General features: G+C 43.4%; 16 protein-coding genes. 13 read left to right on the forward strand and 3 right to left on the reverse strand.

Annotation, left to right across the window (positions count from 1 at the left end):
- Nucleotides 1-80: 80 nt before the first annotated feature.
- Together BUA59_RS04000 and BUA59_RS04005 are read right to left on the reverse strand one after the other, a co-directional pair.
- Nucleotides 81-1,325 (reverse strand): TIGR03862 family flavoprotein, encoded by a 1,245-nt coding sequence (locus tag BUA59_RS04000; protein WP_072838449.1) that lies wholly within the window; start codon nt 1,323-1,325, stop codon nt 81-83.
- 101 nt (nt 1,326-1,426) lie between these two features.
- Complete coding sequence (locus BUA59_RS04005) at nt 1,427-2,008, reverse strand: DUF502 domain-containing protein (protein ID WP_072838450.1); 582 nt, start codon at nt 2,006-2,008, stop codon at nt 1,427-1,429.
- A gap of 158 nt (nt 2,009-2,166) precedes the next feature.
- Here BUA59_RS04005 and BUA59_RS04010 point away from each other — a divergent pair, with 158 nt between their 5' ends.
- Entirely contained in the window at nt 2,167-3,072 is a 906-nt protein-coding gene (locus BUA59_RS04010; protein ID WP_072838451.1) for a LysR family transcriptional regulator, read from the forward strand.
- Here BUA59_RS04010 and BUA59_RS04015 read toward each other — a convergent pair whose 3' ends face one another.
- Nucleotides 3,073-4,353, reverse strand: a complete 1,281-nt coding sequence (locus tag BUA59_RS04015) for an amidase family protein (protein ID WP_072838452.1) — start codon at nt 4,351-4,353, stop codon at nt 3,073-3,075.
- A 241-nt stretch (nt 4,354-4,594) separates the two neighbouring features.
- Between BUA59_RS04015 and BUA59_RS04020 the strand changes: the two genes are divergently transcribed.
- From BUA59_RS04020 to ahpF, 12 genes are all read left to right on the forward strand, one after another.
- A complete protein-coding gene (locus tag BUA59_RS04020; RefSeq protein ID WP_072838453.1) occupies nt 4,595-5,395 on the forward strand; it encodes a putative hydro-lyase in 801 nt (266 codons plus the stop codon).
- Nucleotides 5,396-5,493: 98 nt separating this feature from the next.
- Nucleotides 5,494-6,471 (forward strand): TRAP transporter substrate-binding protein, encoded by a 978-nt coding sequence (locus BUA59_RS04025; protein WP_072838454.1) that lies wholly within the window; start codon nt 5,494-5,496, stop codon nt 6,469-6,471.
- A 124-nt stretch (nt 6,472-6,595) separates the two neighbouring features.
- The gene (locus BUA59_RS04030; RefSeq protein WP_072838455.1) at nt 6,596-7,114 is read left to right on the forward strand and encodes a TRAP transporter small permease; all 519 of its coding nucleotides are present in this window, start codon (nt 6,596-6,598) and stop codon (nt 7,112-7,114) included.
- A complete protein-coding gene (locus tag BUA59_RS04035) occupies nt 7,114-8,421 on the forward strand; it encodes a TRAP transporter large permease (RefSeq protein ID WP_072838456.1) in 1,308 nt (435 codons plus the stop codon). Before BUA59_RS04030 ends, BUA59_RS04035 begins: the two co-directional genes overlap by 1 nt.
- Nucleotides 8,422-8,457: 36 nt before the next feature.
- On the forward strand, nt 8,458-9,225 hold the full coding sequence (locus BUA59_RS04040; RefSeq protein WP_072838457.1) for a 5-oxoprolinase subunit PxpA: 768 nt from the start codon (nt 8,458-8,460) through the stop codon (nt 9,223-9,225).
- Between the two features lie 3 nt (nt 9,226-9,228).
- On the forward strand, nt 9,229-9,933 hold the full coding sequence (gene pxpB, locus BUA59_RS04045; protein WP_072838458.1) for a 5-oxoprolinase subunit PxpB: 705 nt from the start codon (nt 9,229-9,231) through the stop codon (nt 9,931-9,933).
- Nucleotides 9,923-10,846: a 5-oxoprolinase subunit C family protein gene (locus tag BUA59_RS04050; RefSeq protein WP_072838459.1), complete on the forward strand. Its 924-nt coding sequence runs from the start codon at nt 9,923-9,925 to the stop codon at nt 10,844-10,846. Before pxpB ends, BUA59_RS04050 begins: the two co-directional genes overlap by 11 nt.
- Nucleotides 10,847-10,981: 135 nt before the next feature.
- Nucleotides 10,982-12,142 (forward strand): ABC transporter substrate-binding protein, encoded by a 1,161-nt coding sequence (locus tag BUA59_RS04055; protein WP_072838460.1) that lies wholly within the window; start codon nt 10,982-10,984, stop codon nt 12,140-12,142.
- 36 nt (nt 12,143-12,178) lie between these two features.
- On the forward strand, nt 12,179-16,036 hold the full coding sequence (locus BUA59_RS04060) for a hybrid sensor histidine kinase/response regulator (protein ID WP_072838461.1): 3,858 nt from the start codon (nt 12,179-12,181) through the stop codon (nt 16,034-16,036).
- A gap of 5 nt (nt 16,037-16,041) precedes the next feature.
- A complete protein-coding gene (locus BUA59_RS04065; RefSeq protein WP_072838462.1) occupies nt 16,042-17,124 on the forward strand; it encodes a response regulator in 1,083 nt (360 codons plus the stop codon).
- A gap of 107 nt (nt 17,125-17,231) precedes the next feature.
- Entirely contained in the window at nt 17,232-17,789 is a 558-nt protein-coding gene (gene ahpC / locus BUA59_RS04070; protein ID WP_072838463.1) for an alkyl hydroperoxide reductase subunit C, read from the forward strand.
- Between the two features lie 92 nt (nt 17,790-17,881).
- Nucleotides 17,882-19,429 (forward strand): alkyl hydroperoxide reductase subunit F, encoded by a 1,548-nt coding sequence (gene ahpF, locus BUA59_RS04075; protein WP_072838464.1) that lies wholly within the window; start codon nt 17,882-17,884, stop codon nt 19,427-19,429.
- The last annotated feature ends 35 nt before the right edge of the window (nt 19,430-19,464 follow it).

A 19,464-nucleotide genomic window follows, 5' to 3' on the forward strand; every position in this document is an offset into this window, starting at 1 on the left:
AATCATTCTCGGACATGGATGTACGACAAAAAATGCCTCATGTATCCATGAGGCATTTTTTGTTTGAGAGCTAGGTAAAATCAGCGTTTAGCCGCAAGATGCTCATTGACCCCTTTGGCAGCTAAACACCCTGTCGCAAAGCAAGCCGTTAATAAATATCCGCCAGTTGGCGCTTCCCAATCCAGCATTTCACCAGCACAAAAAACACCGGGCATAGCTTTTAGCATTAGCTTGTCATCAACACTGCTTTCACACACTCCACCAGCGCTCGAAATAACTTCCTCTATCGGCTTAGTTTTGTAAAAGCTAACAGGCACCGCTTTTAAACATCGAGCTAAGGTTTCTGGCGTCTGAAAGGCTTCTTTAGGAAAGGATTCATGCAACAACACAGCTTTCACGCCAGTGATACTCAGCGTACGTTTTAAGTATTTACTAAAAGATTCTTTTGGCTTGGTATTGCGCAGTTTTTTGATGACTTGCTCTTCACTTTGCAGCGGCAGAAAATCCATCAACAAAGACGACCGACCTGAGTCGTTAATGCCATCGCGCAAGTATTTAGAAAAAGCATAAATCAAACTGCCCTCCATCCCGTCTTGCGTGACAATGCATTCACCCTTTTTCGTTACCAGTTGCCCGTCTTCTAAGGTAAAAGAAAACGCCACGTCTTTAAGAGGACTACCCGCGAATTTCGTTTTTAAGTGTTCACTCCACTCACTGTAAAAACCACAGTTGGCACTTTGCAAAGGCGCCACATCAATGCCCTTTTCAGTCAATACCTGAAGCCACGCACCATCTGAACCTAGCTTCGGCCAGCTTGCACCACCCATTGCTAATACAATCGCATCAGCCTGTGCAATCACGCTTTCTCCAGCATGATCAAACACCGCCTCATTTGCCGACAAGCCGACCATTTTGTGACGCATATGAAACTGCACACCGGCGTCACGTAAGCGCTTTAACCAGTTACGTAACAAAGGGGCTGCTTTCATGTCTTTGGGGAAAACTCGGCCAGATGTGCCGACGAATGTCTCGATGCCTAAATTATGAATCCAATCACACAAGGCATCAGCATTAAACTGGCTAATCGCTGTATCCAGCCACTTGGCTTTGTCGTAATAACGCTGAATAAACTCAGGATAGGCTTCTGAATGAGTAATATTCATGCCACCAACACCTGCCAATAAAAATTTACGGCATGCACTGGGTTTGGCATCGTACACATGAACCTGATGACCTGCGGCACAAATACCTTCTGCTGCCATCAAGCCCGCAGGGCCAGCACCGACAACAATGACTGTTTTTTGCGTTTGCACCGCTTCTTGCATACTTACCAACATCACTTCAAAGAGTTACTAAAAAGAAGCGCATGATAAAGAATTTTGACTCACGCCCCAATGATTTCTAGCAAAAAACATACATTAAACCATTAAGACTTAGCTCGACTCTGCACCCCTGCCGTCAAGGCAAGGCGCATAGCTTCTTCTACACCAATGTCCAATTCGGTCAAACGATCACGGGAAATATAAAGTGTCATGCCGCCAATTTGATAACTTAACGGCACATAAACACCCACTAAATTTTGTTCGCCAAAGAGCTGTTGTCCAGTTTGTTCACCGGTAATGAAACCAATTACCTGAGCGCCATTCCATTCAATTGCCACAACGCTCTTCATTTCCTTCTTTTCCGCCAAGTTAAATACCATCATCATGTCTTTAATGGCACCATAAATGGACTTCACTAACGGAATACGCTCAAAAATGTTATGGCTCAACTTCACCAAATAACGAAAGCCATATAAATTCACTAAAAAACCAATCAAGACCAACATCGCCAAACTAGCAATTAGACCTAACCCTGGAAAATAGAGAGCATCTGGAATCAACAATAATAATAACGGCTGGGCAATGGCTTCGCCTGTCGCCAATAACCAGTAGATCAGATACACAGTCAAACCAATTGGTAAAACTGCCACTAACCCTTTAAGCAATAACGTAATCAATTTATTCATGTTTAAAATGATCCTATAAAATTGTTCACAGCATACCGCAAGCTTTGTGCCACTCCTATGACTCTGACAAGACTTAACGAAAAGATTGCCGAAACACCGCCATCCTTATACCCTTTTGTGCAATAACTACTTAGTTAAGGCCCTTACGGAGTAACAATATGAACTACAAACGCCTAGAAACCTTCGTCTGGGTTGCCTCGTTAGGTAACTTCCGTAAAGCCGCAGAGCGACTTCATACTACGCAACCCGCCATTTCGGCTCGAATTTCTGGATTAGAGGCCGAGCTAGGCGTCAAACTTTTCGAACGAGAAGGCGGTTCCAGCCCGATTATGCTGACATCGAAAGGCAAAGAATTACTCCCTTACGTAGAAAAAATTCTTTATCAAACCGAACAATTACGAAAACGCGCTGGCCTTTCCACCGCCTATTCTGGCGTATTACGTTTGGGTGTGTCAGAAACTATAGTGAACACTTGGCTGCCTGATTTTTTGTCACGCCTCAACAAAGACATGCCAAACCTTGATGTGGAAATGACAGTCGATATTACGGCCAATTTGAGCAATGGAATAAAAGACAGATCTTTGGATTTAGGGCTGTTAATGGGGCCAATTTCCGAGCCAAACATCGTTAATCGCGAGCTTTGTACTTTTTCTCTATCTTGGGTCGCCAGCCCGAATTTGAACTTGCCGGATCGACTTTTGTATTTAGAAGAGTTAGCTAAGTGGCCCATCATTACTTACGCTCGAGCCACCAAACCTTATGTAGAAATCAATCAAAAATTCCGCGAGCTCGATGGACCTCCGGCACACTTTTTTGCTTCGACATCATTGGCCGCTTGCCGCAGTTTAGCCATTGATGCAGTAGGGATTTCAACCCTACCTAACATCATGATTACAAAAGAATTAGAGGCTGGAAGCCTACGCAAAATAAGAGCGGTTTGGACTCCCAGCGACCTTACTTTCACCGCATCCTATTCTGATGAGCCATTTAACCCTCTCGCAGAAGTAGCAACGGATCTTGCCGTGATTGCCGCTCAGGAATACAGCAAGAAACAAGCTCAATAACTAGCCTCTTACAATAGGTTCCAATTGTTTCGCCAGATCAAATAATGCCTGATCCATACCATTGCCTGCCGTCAACATCAGCCCCATTGGCTCTTGCTGGAAGTTGAATGGTAATGAAATACTACAACCGTCTAACACATTGGCTAACGACGTATTACGTAGACACAATAAGTTTAAACGATCGTATTCAGAGTCTTTTTCCAAGTCAGACAATTTAGGTGCGGCAACAGCAACGGTCGGCAGCAAGAAAACCGTATTTGGCTCAGCCTCTGACACCTGTTTAATAAACGCCTTGCGAGCTGCTTGAGTCTGCTGAAAATCCTCAGCATTAATGGTTTTAGCTCGGGCGAGACGAGAAGCCACTCGTGGGTCAATGTCAGCTTTTTCCAAGTCATAATCTTGGCTATAGAAAGCCTGACTTTCAAACGCTGAAAACTGCCAAACCGGCAAGGTTTTGTAAACTTCTAGCGCATCAATAAAACGTCGTTCGACCACCACGCCAGCCGCTTCAAGCTGAGCTAGTTTCTCGGCAAAACCTTCTTCAACCAGCGCATCTAAATCATTCATACCAAAGTTACTCGGTACCACTATTTTCAATTGAGAAAGCGGAGAAGAATCCGTGCTTTTTGTTGTATCCGCTGAGGACGCAACTCCAGACAATACTCGCCACAGTAGCTCACACTCTTCTACTGTTTTAGCAATTGGACCAACCGAATCAAGCGAATCAGACAAGGGTAAACAACCTTTTCTTGAGACGGTTTGCTGTGACGGTTTAAAGCCAGTTAAACCACAAAACGCAGCAGGAATACGTAATGAACCGCCCGTATCTGTGCCAAGTGCGGCATCGGCTATTCCCAAGGCAATCGACGCCGCGCCACCACTGGTTGATCCTCCAGTAATGCGGCCAGCCTTAATCGGATTATCTGGCGTACCGTAATGGGGATTTAACCCTAATCCCGAATACGCCAGCTCTGTCATATTGGTATGACCTAAGAAGCTTGCACCAGCAGCTCTTAACAAAGCAACGGCAGCGGCATCTTGCTTTGCAAGCTGTTGGTTAATAAATACAGAACCTGCTTGTGTCTTATATCCTTGTACTTGAAACAGGTCTTTGATCGACACAATCGCCCCATTCAACGGCCCTTGCTGAGGATCAACATAATCAAACAGTTCAGTGAAAACTGACTGACCTTTTGAATCGATAATATCTAAAGCACTCTTCCACTTGGCAATAAGATCTCTATCCTGCCAAGCAAAATTCGATGATTTTGGTTGCGTCATACATTAGCTCGCTACTAGACGTTTTTGGATATTTTTTGAACGATAATTTCATAAAACCACATCCTAATTTGGTCTAAGAAATTACCTCGCTTGATACGTTCCGTCAAAGGGAGAATAATCATCACTGCAGATTTGATAAAAAAAATTGATCAAATCACCCAAAAAAACACGATTAGACTTTTAAGGTAAGCTAGATCTACTCTTAGTGAACTAGATTGTGGCAAAAAAAAGGAAAGCATAAATGAAGCAAGCTACATTACCATTACTGCAACAAACGTCTGATTTACGCCAAGCGATACGCAGCAAGGCACATACAGGCGTTACTAGCGGCTTAGCTCAAGGCGCGATGCAAGGTAATGTGGTGATTTTACCAGCCGATTGGGCAAATGACTTTTTACTTTATTGCCAAAAAAACCCGGTGTCTTGTCCTTTGATTGGCGTATCTGAAGTCGGCGATTTTAGGATGCCAGAACTCGGCAACGACATTGATATGCGCCACGACATCCCAGAATACTACGTGTACCGCAATGGTGAAAAAGTCGAAAGCCGCTCAGACATTGAAGATTTATGGCAAAACGATATGGTGGCTTTTGTATTAGGTTGCTCTTTTTCTTTTGAACATGCGTTATCACAAGCTGGACTCACACCAAGAAACATAGAAGAAGACGTGAACGTCTCTATGTTCGAAACCAATATTGCTACCGTACCAGCAGGTCGTTTTTTTGGTAACACAGTCGTGACAATGCGCCCTTATGTTCCAAAAGATGCCATTCGAGCGATTCAAATCACTACACGCTTTCCAAAAGCTCATGGTGCTCCACTACACTTTGGTTCACCACAAGACATTGGTATCGCAGATCTAAGCAAGCCAGATTACGGCGATGCAGTAAGCATTAAAGATGGAGAAGTCCCTGTATTTTGGGCGTGTGGCGTCACACCACAAGTTGCCATTCGCAATGCCAAGCCACCGATTTGCATTACACACGCACCAGGAAAAATGCTGGTGACAGATATTTTAGATACGGATCTCGCTGTGCTATAGCGTTTTTCAGGACCTTGAATGATACCTCGCAGGTAGTAACTACCGCGTCTTTGATAATAAAAAACGAACAACAACATCAAAAAATAGGAACGAATACTATGTCAAAATTAACCAACGCATTACTCATTAGCAGCGTCGCTATTGGCGGCCTTACTTCTACCGCCAGCTTTGCCGAAAAATGGCACATGCCAACGCCTTATGGTGATGGCAACCTACAAACACAAATCGCTTATACCTTCACCAAAGAAATCAGAGACAATACCAATGGTGATCTTGATATCACGGTTCACTCTGGTGGTTCTTTGGTAAAGCACACTGAAATTCCACGTTCTGTGAAATCAGGACAAGTACAAATGGGTGAAGTATTCTTGGGTATTTTGGGCAATGAAAACCCGATTTACAAACACGATAATATTCCATTTTTAGCGACGTCTTTTGAAGACGCAAAAAGATTGTGGGAAGCGGCTAAACCCTCTATCGCCAAGGAACTTGATAAAGACGGCATGATGCTGCTTTATACGGTAGCGTGGCCAGCACAAAGCCTTTACAGCAAAGAGCCAGTGAACAGCTTGGCCGATCTAAAAGGTCAAAAAATGCGTGCTTACAGCCCAACGCAATCTCGCCTTGCTGATTTAATGAATACCACGCCAATGACCATTCAAACGCCTGATATTCCTCAAGCTTTTAGTACTGGTATTATCCAAGCCATGATCACTTCGCCATCAACAGGCGTTGATAGCCAAGCTTGGGATTACGTGAACTATTACACAGATGTAAAAGCGTGGATTCCAAAAAACATCGTTGTAGTGAATAAGCGAGCTTTCCGTCGTTTGGATAAAGCGACTCAGCAAGTAGTACTAGATGCTGCGAAAAATGCCGAAGCGGCAGGCTGGACTCAAATCGCGGCACGCGCGGCGAAAGACAAAGCAACCTTGCTTGAAAATGGCATGGTGGTATCGGATCCATCGCCTCAATTAGTTGAAGAACTAAAAGCCATTGGCAAAACGATGACAGAAGAATGGAAAGCAGAAGCACCAAAAGAAATTGGTGAAATCCTGACTCGTTACCAGAACTGATTATCAAGAGTCTTTAACTGGTAACAAAAGACTCTTAGATAAAACGCGTCCTCCCAACACCCCTAGTTTTTTGTTGGTTACAACATGAAGCTAGGTGGTGTCTTCCAAGCAAAAAGTGAACACTATGAGCCAATTAAAAGAAAAACTTTACCTCTGTTCTGGCCTGTTGTCCGGTTTGTGTATCGTTATTATTACCTTGCTTTTATTAGCACAAATCATCGGTCGTTTATTCGGTTTTATTGTCCCCTCTGCGGAAGATTTCGCTGGCTATGCGCTTGCGGCATCAACCTTTCTTGGGTTGGCTTATACCTTTCGTGAAGGCGGCCATATTCGTGTCACCTTGCTGATTCAACGATTTTCTCCGGTACCTCGCATGATACAAGAAGTCGTGATTCTAATCTTATCCTTCGGGTTACTGTGCTATTTATCCTACGCCTGCTCTTACATGGTGTACGAATCTTATATTTATGACGAAGTGTCTTATGGCTATGTGCCTATTCCGCTTTGGATTCCGCAACTGCCTGTGGCTATTGGTATGATCGCGCTTAACCTCGCCATTTTAGATGCATTAATCACAGTATTGCGGGGCAAAAAACCCACTTATAGTGAACAAGAAGACGCTCTGTCTTTGGAGGAAATCTAATGGATATGATGTGGATTTCTATCCTGTTGGCGTTTGCCATGCTCGCCCTTTTATCGCTTGGTGTTTGGGTGTCTTTTACCCTAATCGCCATTGGTGGCTTGGGCTTAATTCTTTCCGAAAATTATCAGGTAGATTTGCTTTTCGCGACTTCTAGCTGGGGTGCAAGTACTGCGTGGTCACTTACCGCTTTGCCATTGTTTATTTGGATGGGCGAAGTCTTGTTTCGTACGCGCTTATCAGAAGATTTATTCAAAGGTCTGTCGCCTTGGCTGGGCGGTGTGCCGGGGAAATTGCTACACGTGAATATCCTTAGCTGTGGCATTTTTGCTGCGGTGTCTGGTTCTTCTGCGGCAACGGCTGCGACCATTGGACGCATGACTTTGCCAGAGCTTCGCAAGCAAGGTTACAGCGATCGCATGGCCATCGGTACCTTGGCAGGATCTGGGACCTTGGGCCTGCTAATTCCACCATCGATTATTTTGATTGTGTATGGCGTGGCGGCAGAAGTGTCTATTGCACGTTTGTTTATCGCTGGCGCTTTGCCAGGCTTGTTATTAGTCACCCTATTTATGGGCTTTACCATGATATGGGGACATCTACATAAGGACGAATTGCCTAAAACAACGGGCTATGAAACCAGCTGGTCAGCACGCATCAAAGGTTTGCGTAAACTCTTGCCTGTCGTGGGGTTGATCGGCTTTGTTTTAGGATCTATTTACGGTGGTATTACGACGCCAACCGAAGCTGCTGCCATTGGTGTGGCGGGTGCTTTAGTACTTGCGGCATTCACTGGATCATTAAGTCGTCATAGCTTTATGGACAGCTTATTAGGTGCGGTAAAAAGCTCTTGTATGATTGGTTTTATCTTGGTTGGCGCGCACTTTTTGACGCTGGCGATGGGCTTTTTGGGCATACCTAAAGCCTTGGCTTTGTGGATTTCTGGCATGTCTTTGTCGCCTATGGAATTGATCTTATACCTCACAGTATTGTTTGTGATATTAGGCTGTTTCTTAGATGGTATTTCTGTGGTGGTGCTGACTGTTGCAGTCATCTTACCTATGGTACAAGCGGCGAATATTGATCTGTTATGGTTTGGTATCTTCATAGTGTTGGTGGTGGAAATGTCGCAAATTACCCCGCCCGTTGGTTTCAATCTCTTTGTGATTCAGGCTCTGACAGGGAAAAATATTTTGTATGTGGCAAAAGCTGCCCTGCCGTTCTTTTTACTGATTGGCGTAGCCATCTTGTTAATCAGTATTTTTCCTGAAATTGTCACGTACTTACCAACGACCATGTCTCAAAACTAACCTCTTTTAACAGTAAAAAGGCACGAGGAACCAAACATGAAATTAAATTGCGATATGGGCGAAGCTTTCGGCGCTTGGAAAATGGGTTTAGACGATAAAATCATGCCGTTTGTGGACCAAGCAAACATCGCTTGCGGCTTCCATGCTTCCGATCCACTGACCATGGCAAAAACCGTTGCCTTGGCAAAACAGCATAATGTCACCATTGGCGCGCATCCAGCTTATCCAGACTTAGTCGGCTTTGGTCGTCGTAATATGGATATCGCACCTGCGGAATTAAAAGCATTGATTCAATACCAAATCGGCGCGTTAAAAGGCATCTGCGAAAGCCAAAACACTCAAGTGGATTACGTCAAACCCCATGGTGCTTTATACAACACCATGATGGCGGATTTCACTGTGTTAGACACGGTGATGCAAGCGGTAAGCGAGCTAGACGCTACCATGCCATTGATGGTGATGGCCGTGCCAGAAGCGCCAGAAATCCAGAAGATGGCAAAAAAATACGGTATCCGCGTTTGGTTTGAAGCTTTTTCTGATCGTTTATACACAGACGAAGGCCGCCTGACGCCACGCAAAGAACCAAACGCGGTTCACGCCAGTTTTGACTTGATCGAAAAGCAAGTCGAGCAATTATGCGAAACAGGCACATTAACGACCACCTCGGGCAAACAACTGGCGATCCACGCCGACACTATTTGTGTGCATGGTGATGGTGCTCATGCAGTGGATGCTGTTACACGCATTCGGACTCTGGTTGATCGACTAAACCTTAATCAGCCAAGTAAGAAAAACGCGAAATAAATTATGAGCCATGAAGATTTCCCGAACATAGAAATGGTCAGTAATCAGGCCTGCTTATTGACCTTTAGTCAGGTGATTAGCGAAGCGACCTCCAATTACATCGCTCAAGTCACACAACACTTGGTGAAGCTGGCGGGGATCGTGGATTTAGTGCCATCCTACACCACGCTTTTGGTGGTATTTGATGACGATCATTATGACCGCTTTGCGATTTTTAAAACCATTCGCCAGACCATAGAAGCCATTGATCCTAATGACTTTTCAGTCAAAGATCAGCGCGAAGTGGTGATTCCGGTGTATTACGGCAAGGAAGTAGGGCCAGATATCGAAGATGTTGCTAGTCATTGCAAGTTGAGCATAGACGAAGTGATTAAACGTCACCAAGAGACAACCTATCGAGCCTACGCCATTGGTTTTACGCCGGGGTTTGCTTTCTTGGGTAATACACCCGATGAACTTCATGTGCCAAGAAAAACCACGCCGCGCTTAAAAGTTCCCGTTGGCAGCGTGGCGTTAGCAGAAAATCAAACGGCGGTTTATCCCAGCGTGACACCAGGTGGATGGCAAATTATCGGTCGCACTCCGGTCAATTTGATTGATTGGGGCAGCAAGAATCTCGCGCTAATCGCCATGGGAGATTCGGTGCGATTCGAGCCTATTTCTCGGGATGAATTCTTAGTACTAGGAGGTCAGCTCGATGGCTTTTAAAGTAATCAAACCTGGTTTATTGGCACTGGTTCAAGACTTGGGTCGCCATGGTCATCAATCTATTGGCCTAACCACGGGTGGCCCGATGGATGAAGTCGCCTTTCGTTGGAGCAATGCCCTACTTGATAACGACAGTAATAGCCCAGAGATCGAGATTACGTTTGGCATGTTCATATTAGAAGCACAAGCCGATACCAGCATCGCCATCACTGGGGCGGATCTTGCGGCGACGCTGAACGATAAAAGCATTACACCTTGGCAAACCTATGCCATTAAAAAAGGCGATGTATTAGCCTTCCACCAGCCAGTTTGGGGCTTACGTGCTTATCTCGCGGTTAAAGGCGGTTTCATTTGCGAACCAACGTTAGGCAGTGTTGCCACGGTGGTGCGTGAAAAAATTGGCGGACTCACCGGCAAAGGTGACAAACTGCAAAAAGGCGATTTATTAGCTTATCAAGCTTGCTCTGATCATGAGCAACGATCTGTGCCACGCTTGGCGATTCCAAATTATGGCAATAAAGAAATCCCGGTAATCTTAGGTTATCAATATCAGTCTTTTTCAACTTTTGAACGAGCCAACTTTTTCTCTTGTGATTACAAAGTGTCGTCTAACTCAGACCGCATGGGTTATCGATTGGAAGGCAAAGAAGTACACAGCGACCTGAAAGGCATTATTTCGGAAGGCATTGCTTATGGTGCGATTCAAGTGCCAAAAGATGGCCAACCGATTGTCTTATTGCAAGATAGGCAAACCATCGGTGGCTACCCGAAAATGGGCTGCGTAACCCGTATTGGCGGTGGCATTCTTGCCCAACAAAAGCCGGGCGATATTATCCAGTTCACTCCCATCACTGTCGATCAGGCCGAGCAAGAACGTCATTTGCAAATGGCTCGACTCGCGCAGTGGCGTTGATATTTACTTATCGATACAAAGCTGGGTAACCAGCTTTGACATTTACTTACCAAACTCTCATTTTATTCCTGCATTTTTGTCTTAGACTGACTAATCATTACTTTGCCTATCATATCGGCGGGATTAAATCTGTTTATGATATTAAGAGTCCTTGTTTGCATAACTCTGTCGCTTTTTTTATTAGGAGAAAAAGCCTATTCATCCGAGTTACGTTTTGGTTTTACTGGTCCGTTAACAGGTCCAAATGCCTTTACGGGAGCTCAGGTAATTCGAGGTATAGAGTTAGGCTTTAAACGTATCAATGACAGCAAGAAACTGAACTATCAACTGTTATTAGTTCCCTTAGACGATGGCTATGAGCCAAGTCGAACGCCTTCCCAAGTCACTACTCTAATCAAGGATTATGGGGTAAAAGCAATGTTAGGCAGCGTTGGAACACCAACCAATCTTGCATCTCTTGATGTTTTATCAAAAAACGATATACCACTTATTCAGCCTTTCACTGGTGCACAATCTATTCGAGCCGAGAGGTCATCACCCTTCATTTTTAACACTCGGGCAAGCTACACAGAAGAAGCCCGTTATTTAATCAACATACTGGTAAATGATTTAGGTATAAAGCCGAATGAAATTGCGGTTTTTGCACAGAAGGACAGTTACGGCGATGCAGGATTAGCCAGCACAATAGAAGCTTTAACTGGCGCTGGACTCAAAGATCCAGCGTCAATATTGCAGATTCGACATCAACGAAATAGTAGCGAAGTAAGTAATTCGGTTGCAGATGTCTTAGGTGTTTTTCCGATACCAAAAGCCATTATTATGATCAGCACTTATGACACAAGCGCCAACTTTATTAAGCAGCTTGAGGCCTTTGACATCTCACCACTGTTTGCTGCTTTTTCATTTACGGGATTGGAGGCATTACAAGCACAAATTAGCGACACTAAGGCAAAGATATTAATGACTCAAACAACCCCTTCGCTAAATAATTCGAAATCGCCAATCATCAAACAACTGAGAAAAGACATGGCTCGCTTTGGAGACATGGCTCCTCCAACAACAATGCAATTGGAAGGTTACATTAATGCTCTCATTGTTGGACAAGCTCTTTTACCATTAAAAGACATTCCTACCAGCAAAGAAATTGAAGACAGCTTAAAAAAACTTGCGAGGGATAATTATGACTCTCAGGAACAAAACGAACTTTATGTTTTAAACATCAAAAAACGACATATTTGGGTGCAACTTATTACCAATGGTGTATTACAAGAATTATCTTACGCTGACATACAGTGACCAGTTATTAAACGAGAAACTTAGTAGATTCACATTATGATGACATTAGATCGACATCACTTATCCATCTCTCCTTTGGTGTGGCTCTTAGCCTTCGTTGCCTTAATATCATCAATCATCGGCGCAACGATATTAACCATTACCCTACAAGAACTCACAAAACAAAGATTGGACCTAAGAACACAGCAAACAAAATTATTAAATGCGTCCGCAGAATTGAGAGAGATAGTCCCAGCCTACCGCAGCCAACTTCGCCAGGCATTGTTTGAAGGCTCAGATCCCACAGCAAATAACAAATATAATATCGATCTTTATTACCAAGCTATTGCTACGCTTGAATCAGAATCTAATGACGCACAAACACAAATATTCAGTTCGCAATTAGTCGACCGAGGACAAACAATATTAGACACAACAACGCTAATTACTGACTGGTACAACCGCCGATTTCGCCATTATTTAGATGAGGAACAACTCAACTATAAAAACGAAGCCCTAAGTCACTTAAATCAATTAAAAAGTTTAACTTACGCCATAACAGGTCAAAATCGTTTACAAGAAAACTTTCTAATCTACCAATACAACACCTCTCCTTATGAAAAAAGAGATGAACTTGCGAGAGAGTATTTAAAGTTACGCTTATCACGTCTTGAGTCCGCCCTAAATACCGCTATGGAAGACATTAGCACGCTTGAAGTTGCGCTCAATGTCATGATTTTCTCCAATTCATTGAGCGTCATTACAGACCTCAAAGATAATCAAATCAAGTCTTCCCTAGATCGCCTCGATTACGTTATTGCAGAGTCAGCAAAGATCCATCCAGAAACGGCCAAAAAATTACAACAAGAAAGAAACGCTTTAGGTAATACACTTTTTGGTGAAGGATACTTTTTTGATAATACGGAACAGGTCATAAAATTGGGGCAAAGCGGTCTTTTTGAAGAGCGAATAGAACACATTTCTCTTGAGGAAGAAAAAATTGAGCTCATCAACTTATTAGAAATCACATTTTTACCCTTACCAAGATTAATGGATCAAATTGGCGAGTTCGTTCAGCTTAATTCAAAAAACTTAGAGCAAAAAATCGAAGATCAATTAACGGAAGTTAAAACTCGTATTCTTTGGATTAGTGGCATATCTATCACCATATTATTGCTATTAGCCTGGGCTATTTCTCGTAAAGTCACTCGACAACTTTCTGGTTTTATAGAGAGTGAAGAACGCTTTCGTTCGATGTTTGAGGTATCACCAGATCCAGCATGGATTTTAATCGACTTCAAAATGGTGAAGTGCAACGATGCCGCCGTTCTTGCGCTGCAATACCCTACAAAAGACACATTATTACAAGTCGACCTGTATGATCTTTCTCCTTCCAAACAGGCGGATGGTTCCTCTTCTTTATCTAAAAGTGAAGCACTTTTTGAACAAATTGCCTTACAGGGACACACTAGAACAGAATGGGTTTTACAACGGTACGATGGTGAACTCATTTATACCGACATGACTATTATGTCCATTTCTTTTAACGACAACCCAGCCACCATTGTCACATGGCGCGACATTACTGAAAAACACATGTCTCAACAATCCTTAGGACATTATAAAGTTAAGCTCGAAACCGAAATCGCCTTACAAACAGCGGAACTGCAAACAGCAAAAGAAGCTGCAGAAAACGCCAACCAAGCAAAAAGCGAATTCCTTGCCAATATGAGTCATGAAATCCGCACACCAATGAATTCCATTATTGGTATGTCGTCTTTAGCACTGCAAACACCTTTAAATGATAAACAACGTAGTTATATCGAAAAAGTCAGTCATTCTGCCGAATCACTTCTCAACATTATTAATGACATTTTAGACTTTTCAAAAATTGAAGCTCGTAAAATGGACATTGAGAACGTGCCTTTCATGCTACCTAGCTTGATCCACAAGGTAGCGCACGTACTGGAGCTAAAAATAGAAGAAAAAGGCCTAGAACTCATTATAGATATTGATGCTGAAGTGCCTCAGCAAGTCGTTGGAGATCCCACCAGACTACGACAGATTTTGCTTAATCTCGGCAATAATGCGGTTAAGTTCACTCAACAAGGTGAAATCATCATCCGCGCCGCGTATTCAAAAAACAATCAGGATGAAAACATTATCCACTTCTCGGTTCAAGACACTGGAATAGGCATCAGTAAAGACAAGCAAAACAATCTCTTCCAATCTTTTTCTCAAGCCGATACATCAACCACACGGCGCTTCGGCGGCACAGGTCTTGGGCTTGCCATATCAAAACGACTTATTCAGCTAATGGGTGGGGATATTTGGGTAGAAAGTGAAGAGAACAAAGGAAGTACCTTTCACTTTACGATAAACCTTCAATCCGCCAAGAATATTCCTTCTCAATACGCCTTAAACAGTCATACAAATTTGAGCCAAGTCATGGTCGTTGATGACAATGACAGTGCAAGAGAGGTGTTAAAAGCCAGCGTAGAAGCTCTCGGGCTCAGTTGCCATACCTGCAGCAGTGGACACGAAGCAATTCAATATATTGCTTCATTAAAAGCAAGCTCGCAGCCTTATCCACTGATGCTAATTGATTGGAAAATGCCTGAACTTGATGGCATAGACACATGTAAAGCCATCCTTGCTGAAACCCGCGACGATACGACTCTAACCATTATCATGGTAACCGCTCATCGACAAGATGACGCTCGAAAAGCCGGATCTGGTTTACCCATTTCAGCCTATTTGACCAAGCCCGTCACCACCTCAAGTCTATTCGATCAAATCATACAGTTATGTGGTCCTGAATCAGTTTCTCTAATAGACCATAGGAACAATAGCAACGACATTTCATTCTCCTATGAGCTCGCAGGAGCAAAAGTTTTATTGGTTGAAGACAACGAAATCAATCGAGAATTGGCCGAGGAATTACTATCGCGCAGTGGCATTCTTTTTACCTCTGCGAAAAATGGTCAAGAGGCAATAGACTTACTAGGATCTGATGACTTTGATTGTATTTTAATGGACTGCCAAATGCCGATAATGGACGGTTATACCGCGACTCAGAAAATACGAGCCATGACGCAATATAAAGACATTCCTATTATCGCCATGACCGCCAATGTCATGCCGGAAGACATCAAATATGCAAAAGCATCTGGCATGAATGATCACATCGCCAAACCCATTCATTTTGAAACCATGTTTAATACTTTGCGCACTTGGGTCAAAACCAGCGCAAACAGCAGCACCGCTTTAACCACTGCCTTGCAAAACAATACAAGCAAGATAGAACTACCAGACAGCATTCATATTGATACTGAATTAGGCTTGCTGAGAACACTTACAAAACCACTTTACAGCCGATTATTAAAGCGTTTTCTGGAAACACAAACTTCCTTCATCGATGAATGTAACACAGCTATAAAAACAAATGATCTCGTATTAGCCACTAGACTGGCACACACACTAAAGGGAACCGCAGCGACACTAGGCATGATTGAACTAGCAGCATCTGCAGCCAAACTGGAAAAAGCTTTCGAAGAAGAAAATATCAATATAACGCCTATACTGATATCCGTAGAACATGATTTGAATATCATATTTAACGACCTTAGAGCGTGGCATGCGGTCAATAATGTAAATTCAGAGAAAGAGATCCTAACAACATCGTCTATGGAGCTAAGTGAATTTAGAAATAACATAAAAATATTAGCTACTTATATCGATAAAAATGTTGTTGAAGCACTTTTTCTCGCGCAGAAATTGCTTCCAAATATCACCGACAAAAATGCTAATAAAAGTATGGTGAAAGTCATCTCGGCCCTAAAACTTTATGACTTTGAGCAGGCAGCGAAGCACTTCAAAAGTCTTAGTATTAATCTTGAAAACTTTGAGCAGTAGACACAATGACAGAAACGACGTTTAAACAATCGAAAACTGAACAGCCGTTAGACAAATTAACGGTTTTGATCGTTGATGATACGCCAGAAAACATTGACGTATTAGTTGCATCCTTGTCTGATGAATACACAATCAAAGTTGCATTAAATGGTATGAAAGCATTGTCTATTGCTTCTTTATCGCCACGCCCAGACCTTATATTGCTAGACGTTATGATGCCTGAAATGGATGGATACGATGTCTGTGAGCGATTAAAAAGTAATCCCGTAACGGCCAATATTCCGGTCATTTTCGTAACAGCCAAACACGACATAAAAGATGAAGAGAAAGGGCTTTCCTTAGGCGCTGTAGACTACATTATCAAACCTATTAGTCCGCCTATTGTGCGAGCAAGAGTCCGTACCCATCTTGCGCTATACGATCAAAACAGACAATTACAGAAAAAAGTAGACGAGCGCACCAAAGCACTGCAAGCCAGCCAACTCCGCATCATTCATCATCTTGGTCGTGCCGTAGAGTTCAAAGACAATGAAACTGGCGCTCATGTTATTCGCATGAGTCACTATGCTCGTATGATTGCACAAGAATATAGTGGGAATGAAGAGTGGGTTAATCAAATTTTCCAAGCTGCCCCAATGCACGATGTTGGCAAAATCGGCATATCTGACGCCATTCTTTTAAAACCCGGAAAGCTGACACCAGAAGAATGGGAAAAGATGAAACTTCACACAGTCTATGGTGGTGAAATTTTTTCAGAAGATGACGACCCAATGCTACAGATAGCAAAAACCATCGCTCTCACCCATCATGAAAAATGGGATGGTAGTGGTTATCCTAATGGCTTAAAAGGAGAAGAAATACCATTAGAAGGACGTATTGTTGCTATTGCTGATGTACTAGATGCATTGATGTCAAAACGTCCTTATAAAGAACCATGGACACTAGACGACTCCCTTACCTACATTGAAGAAAACTCAGGTAGCCATTTTGACCCAAATTTAGTCCCCATTCTTAAAAACCTTCGCTCTCAAATTGTGTCCATTCGACAACAATATCCCGATAGAGAGAAAGATCTAATCTCTAAATAGTTTTTAACAATTACAACTTTAGTTATTAACAATTTTACCTATCAAATCACTTTCCCTAATATGAGTTCTGTTGGTAACGCACTCAAACACACATTAGGAGAAACACAATGATCAACACTCAAATCAAACCATTCAATGCAACAGCTTTCAAAAACGGCGAATTCCTAGAGATTTCTGAAAAAGATGTATTAGGCAAATGGGCTGTATTCTTCTTCTACCCAGCTGACTTCACTTTCGTTTGCCCAACTGAGCTTGGTGATGTTGCTGACAACTATGCTGAACTCCAATCTCGCGGCGTAGAAGTGTTCTCTGTCTCTACAGACACTCACTTCACTCACAAAGCATGGCACGCAAGCTCTGAAACAATCGGCAAAATCCAGTACTTCATGGTTGGCGATCAAGCAGGCAACATCACTAACAACTTCGGTGTGATGCGTGAAGGCCAAGGTCTTGCAGACCGCGCGACTTTCTTGATCGACCCACAAGGTACTATCCAAGCGATGGAAATCACTGCAGAAGGTATTGGTCGTGACGCTCAAGACCTACTTCGCAAAGTAAAAGCAGCGCAATACGTTGCCGCTCACCCAGGTGAAGTTTGCCCAGCAAAATGGAAAGAAGGCGAAGCAACATTGACACCTTCTCTAGACCTAGTTGGCAAAATCTAAGCTGACTGAATAAAGAACCCAAAAGGGGTCACACCAGACCCCTTTTACTCTCAGCACAGTAAATCACTCAATCAAACACAGGTTTCATCATCATGTTAGAAGCAAACTTAAAACAGCAGTTGGGCACATACCTGCAAAATATCGTTAATCCGATTGAAATTTCTGTGTCCACAAACGGTTCAGCAAAATCAAACGAATTACTTGAATTGGCTCATGAAATCACTGAGCTAAAAAACGACAAAATCACCCTAACGGTTGATACAAACTCACAAGGTCGCGCACCACAAATGGCCATCGCGCCAAAAGGTGAAGCAGCACGTGTGCGTTTTGCTGGCATTCCTATGGGCCACGAATTTACCTCTCTTGTGCTAGCGCTATTACAAGCCGGTGGTCATCCATCCAAAGCAGCACAAGATACGATAGAGCAAATTAAGTCGTTAGACGCTGAATTGAATTTTGAGGTGTACATTTCCCTCTCATGCCACAACTGTCCAGACGTTGTGCAAGCGGTCAACCTAATGGCCGTGTTAAACCCTAAGATTACAGCTACCATGATCGACGGTGCATTATTCCAAGACGAAGTGAATAACCGCAACATCATGGCCGTGCCTTCCGTGTACCTAAATGGCGAATTATTTGGCCAAGGCCGCATGACATTGGCAGAAATAGTAAACAAAGTGGACACTGGCGCCGCGAAAAAACAAGCTGCTGCCTTAGCCGAAAAAGCACCTTACGACATGCTAGTCGTAGGCGGTGGCCCAGCAGGCGCAGCCGCGGCTATTTACGCTGCACGTAAAGGCATCCGAACTGGCGTCGTTGCAGAACGCTTTGGTGGGCAGGTCAGTGACACCATGGCAATTGAAAACTTCATTTCTGTCAAAGCCACAGACGGACCAAAATTGGTCGCAGGCCTTGAACAACATGTCTTAGATTACGATGTTGATCTGATGAAGCTGCAAAAAGCCGTTCGTCTAGAGAAGAAAGAATTCATCGAAGTAGAATTGGAAAACGGCGCGATACTCAAAAGTAAATCCGTCGTATTAGCCACTGGCGCTCGCTGGAGAGAAATGAACGTACCGGGCGAACAAGAATACCGCAACAAAGGCGTAGCTTACTGCCCACATTGTGACGGCCCATTGTTCAAAGGCAAGAAAACCGCTGTGATTGGTGGTGGTAACTCAGGTATTGAAGCAGCTATCGACTTGGCGGGTATTACAGAACACGTTACCGTTCTTGAATTTGGCGATACTTTACGTGCCGACGATGTTTTGGTTAAAAAAGCGCAATCCTTGCCAAATGTCACCATCATCAAAAACGCCATGACAACCGAAGTATTAGGCGATGGACAGCGTGTTGTTGGCCTAAAATATACAGATCGACTAACTGACGAATCTCACCTTGTAGACGTAGCAGGGATCTTCGTACAAATAGGCTTGGTGCCAAACAGTGAGTTCTTAAAAGACACATTGGAATTGACTAATAGAGGCGAAATCGTGATCAACGCTCACGGAGAGACTTCTATTCCTGGCGTCTTTGCTGCCGGTGACGTTACTACAACGCCATACAAACAGATCATCATCTCCATGGGATCTGGCGCAACGGCTGCTCTTGGTGCATTTGATTACTTGATTCGTAACTAGGCAACGGGGATAGCCTGTCTTCAGCAACACCCGAA

This window comes from Marinomonas polaris DSM 16579 (genome assembly GCF_900129155.1).
Classification (GTDB): domain Bacteria; phylum Pseudomonadota; class Gammaproteobacteria; order Pseudomonadales; family Marinomonadaceae; genus Marinomonas; species Marinomonas polaris.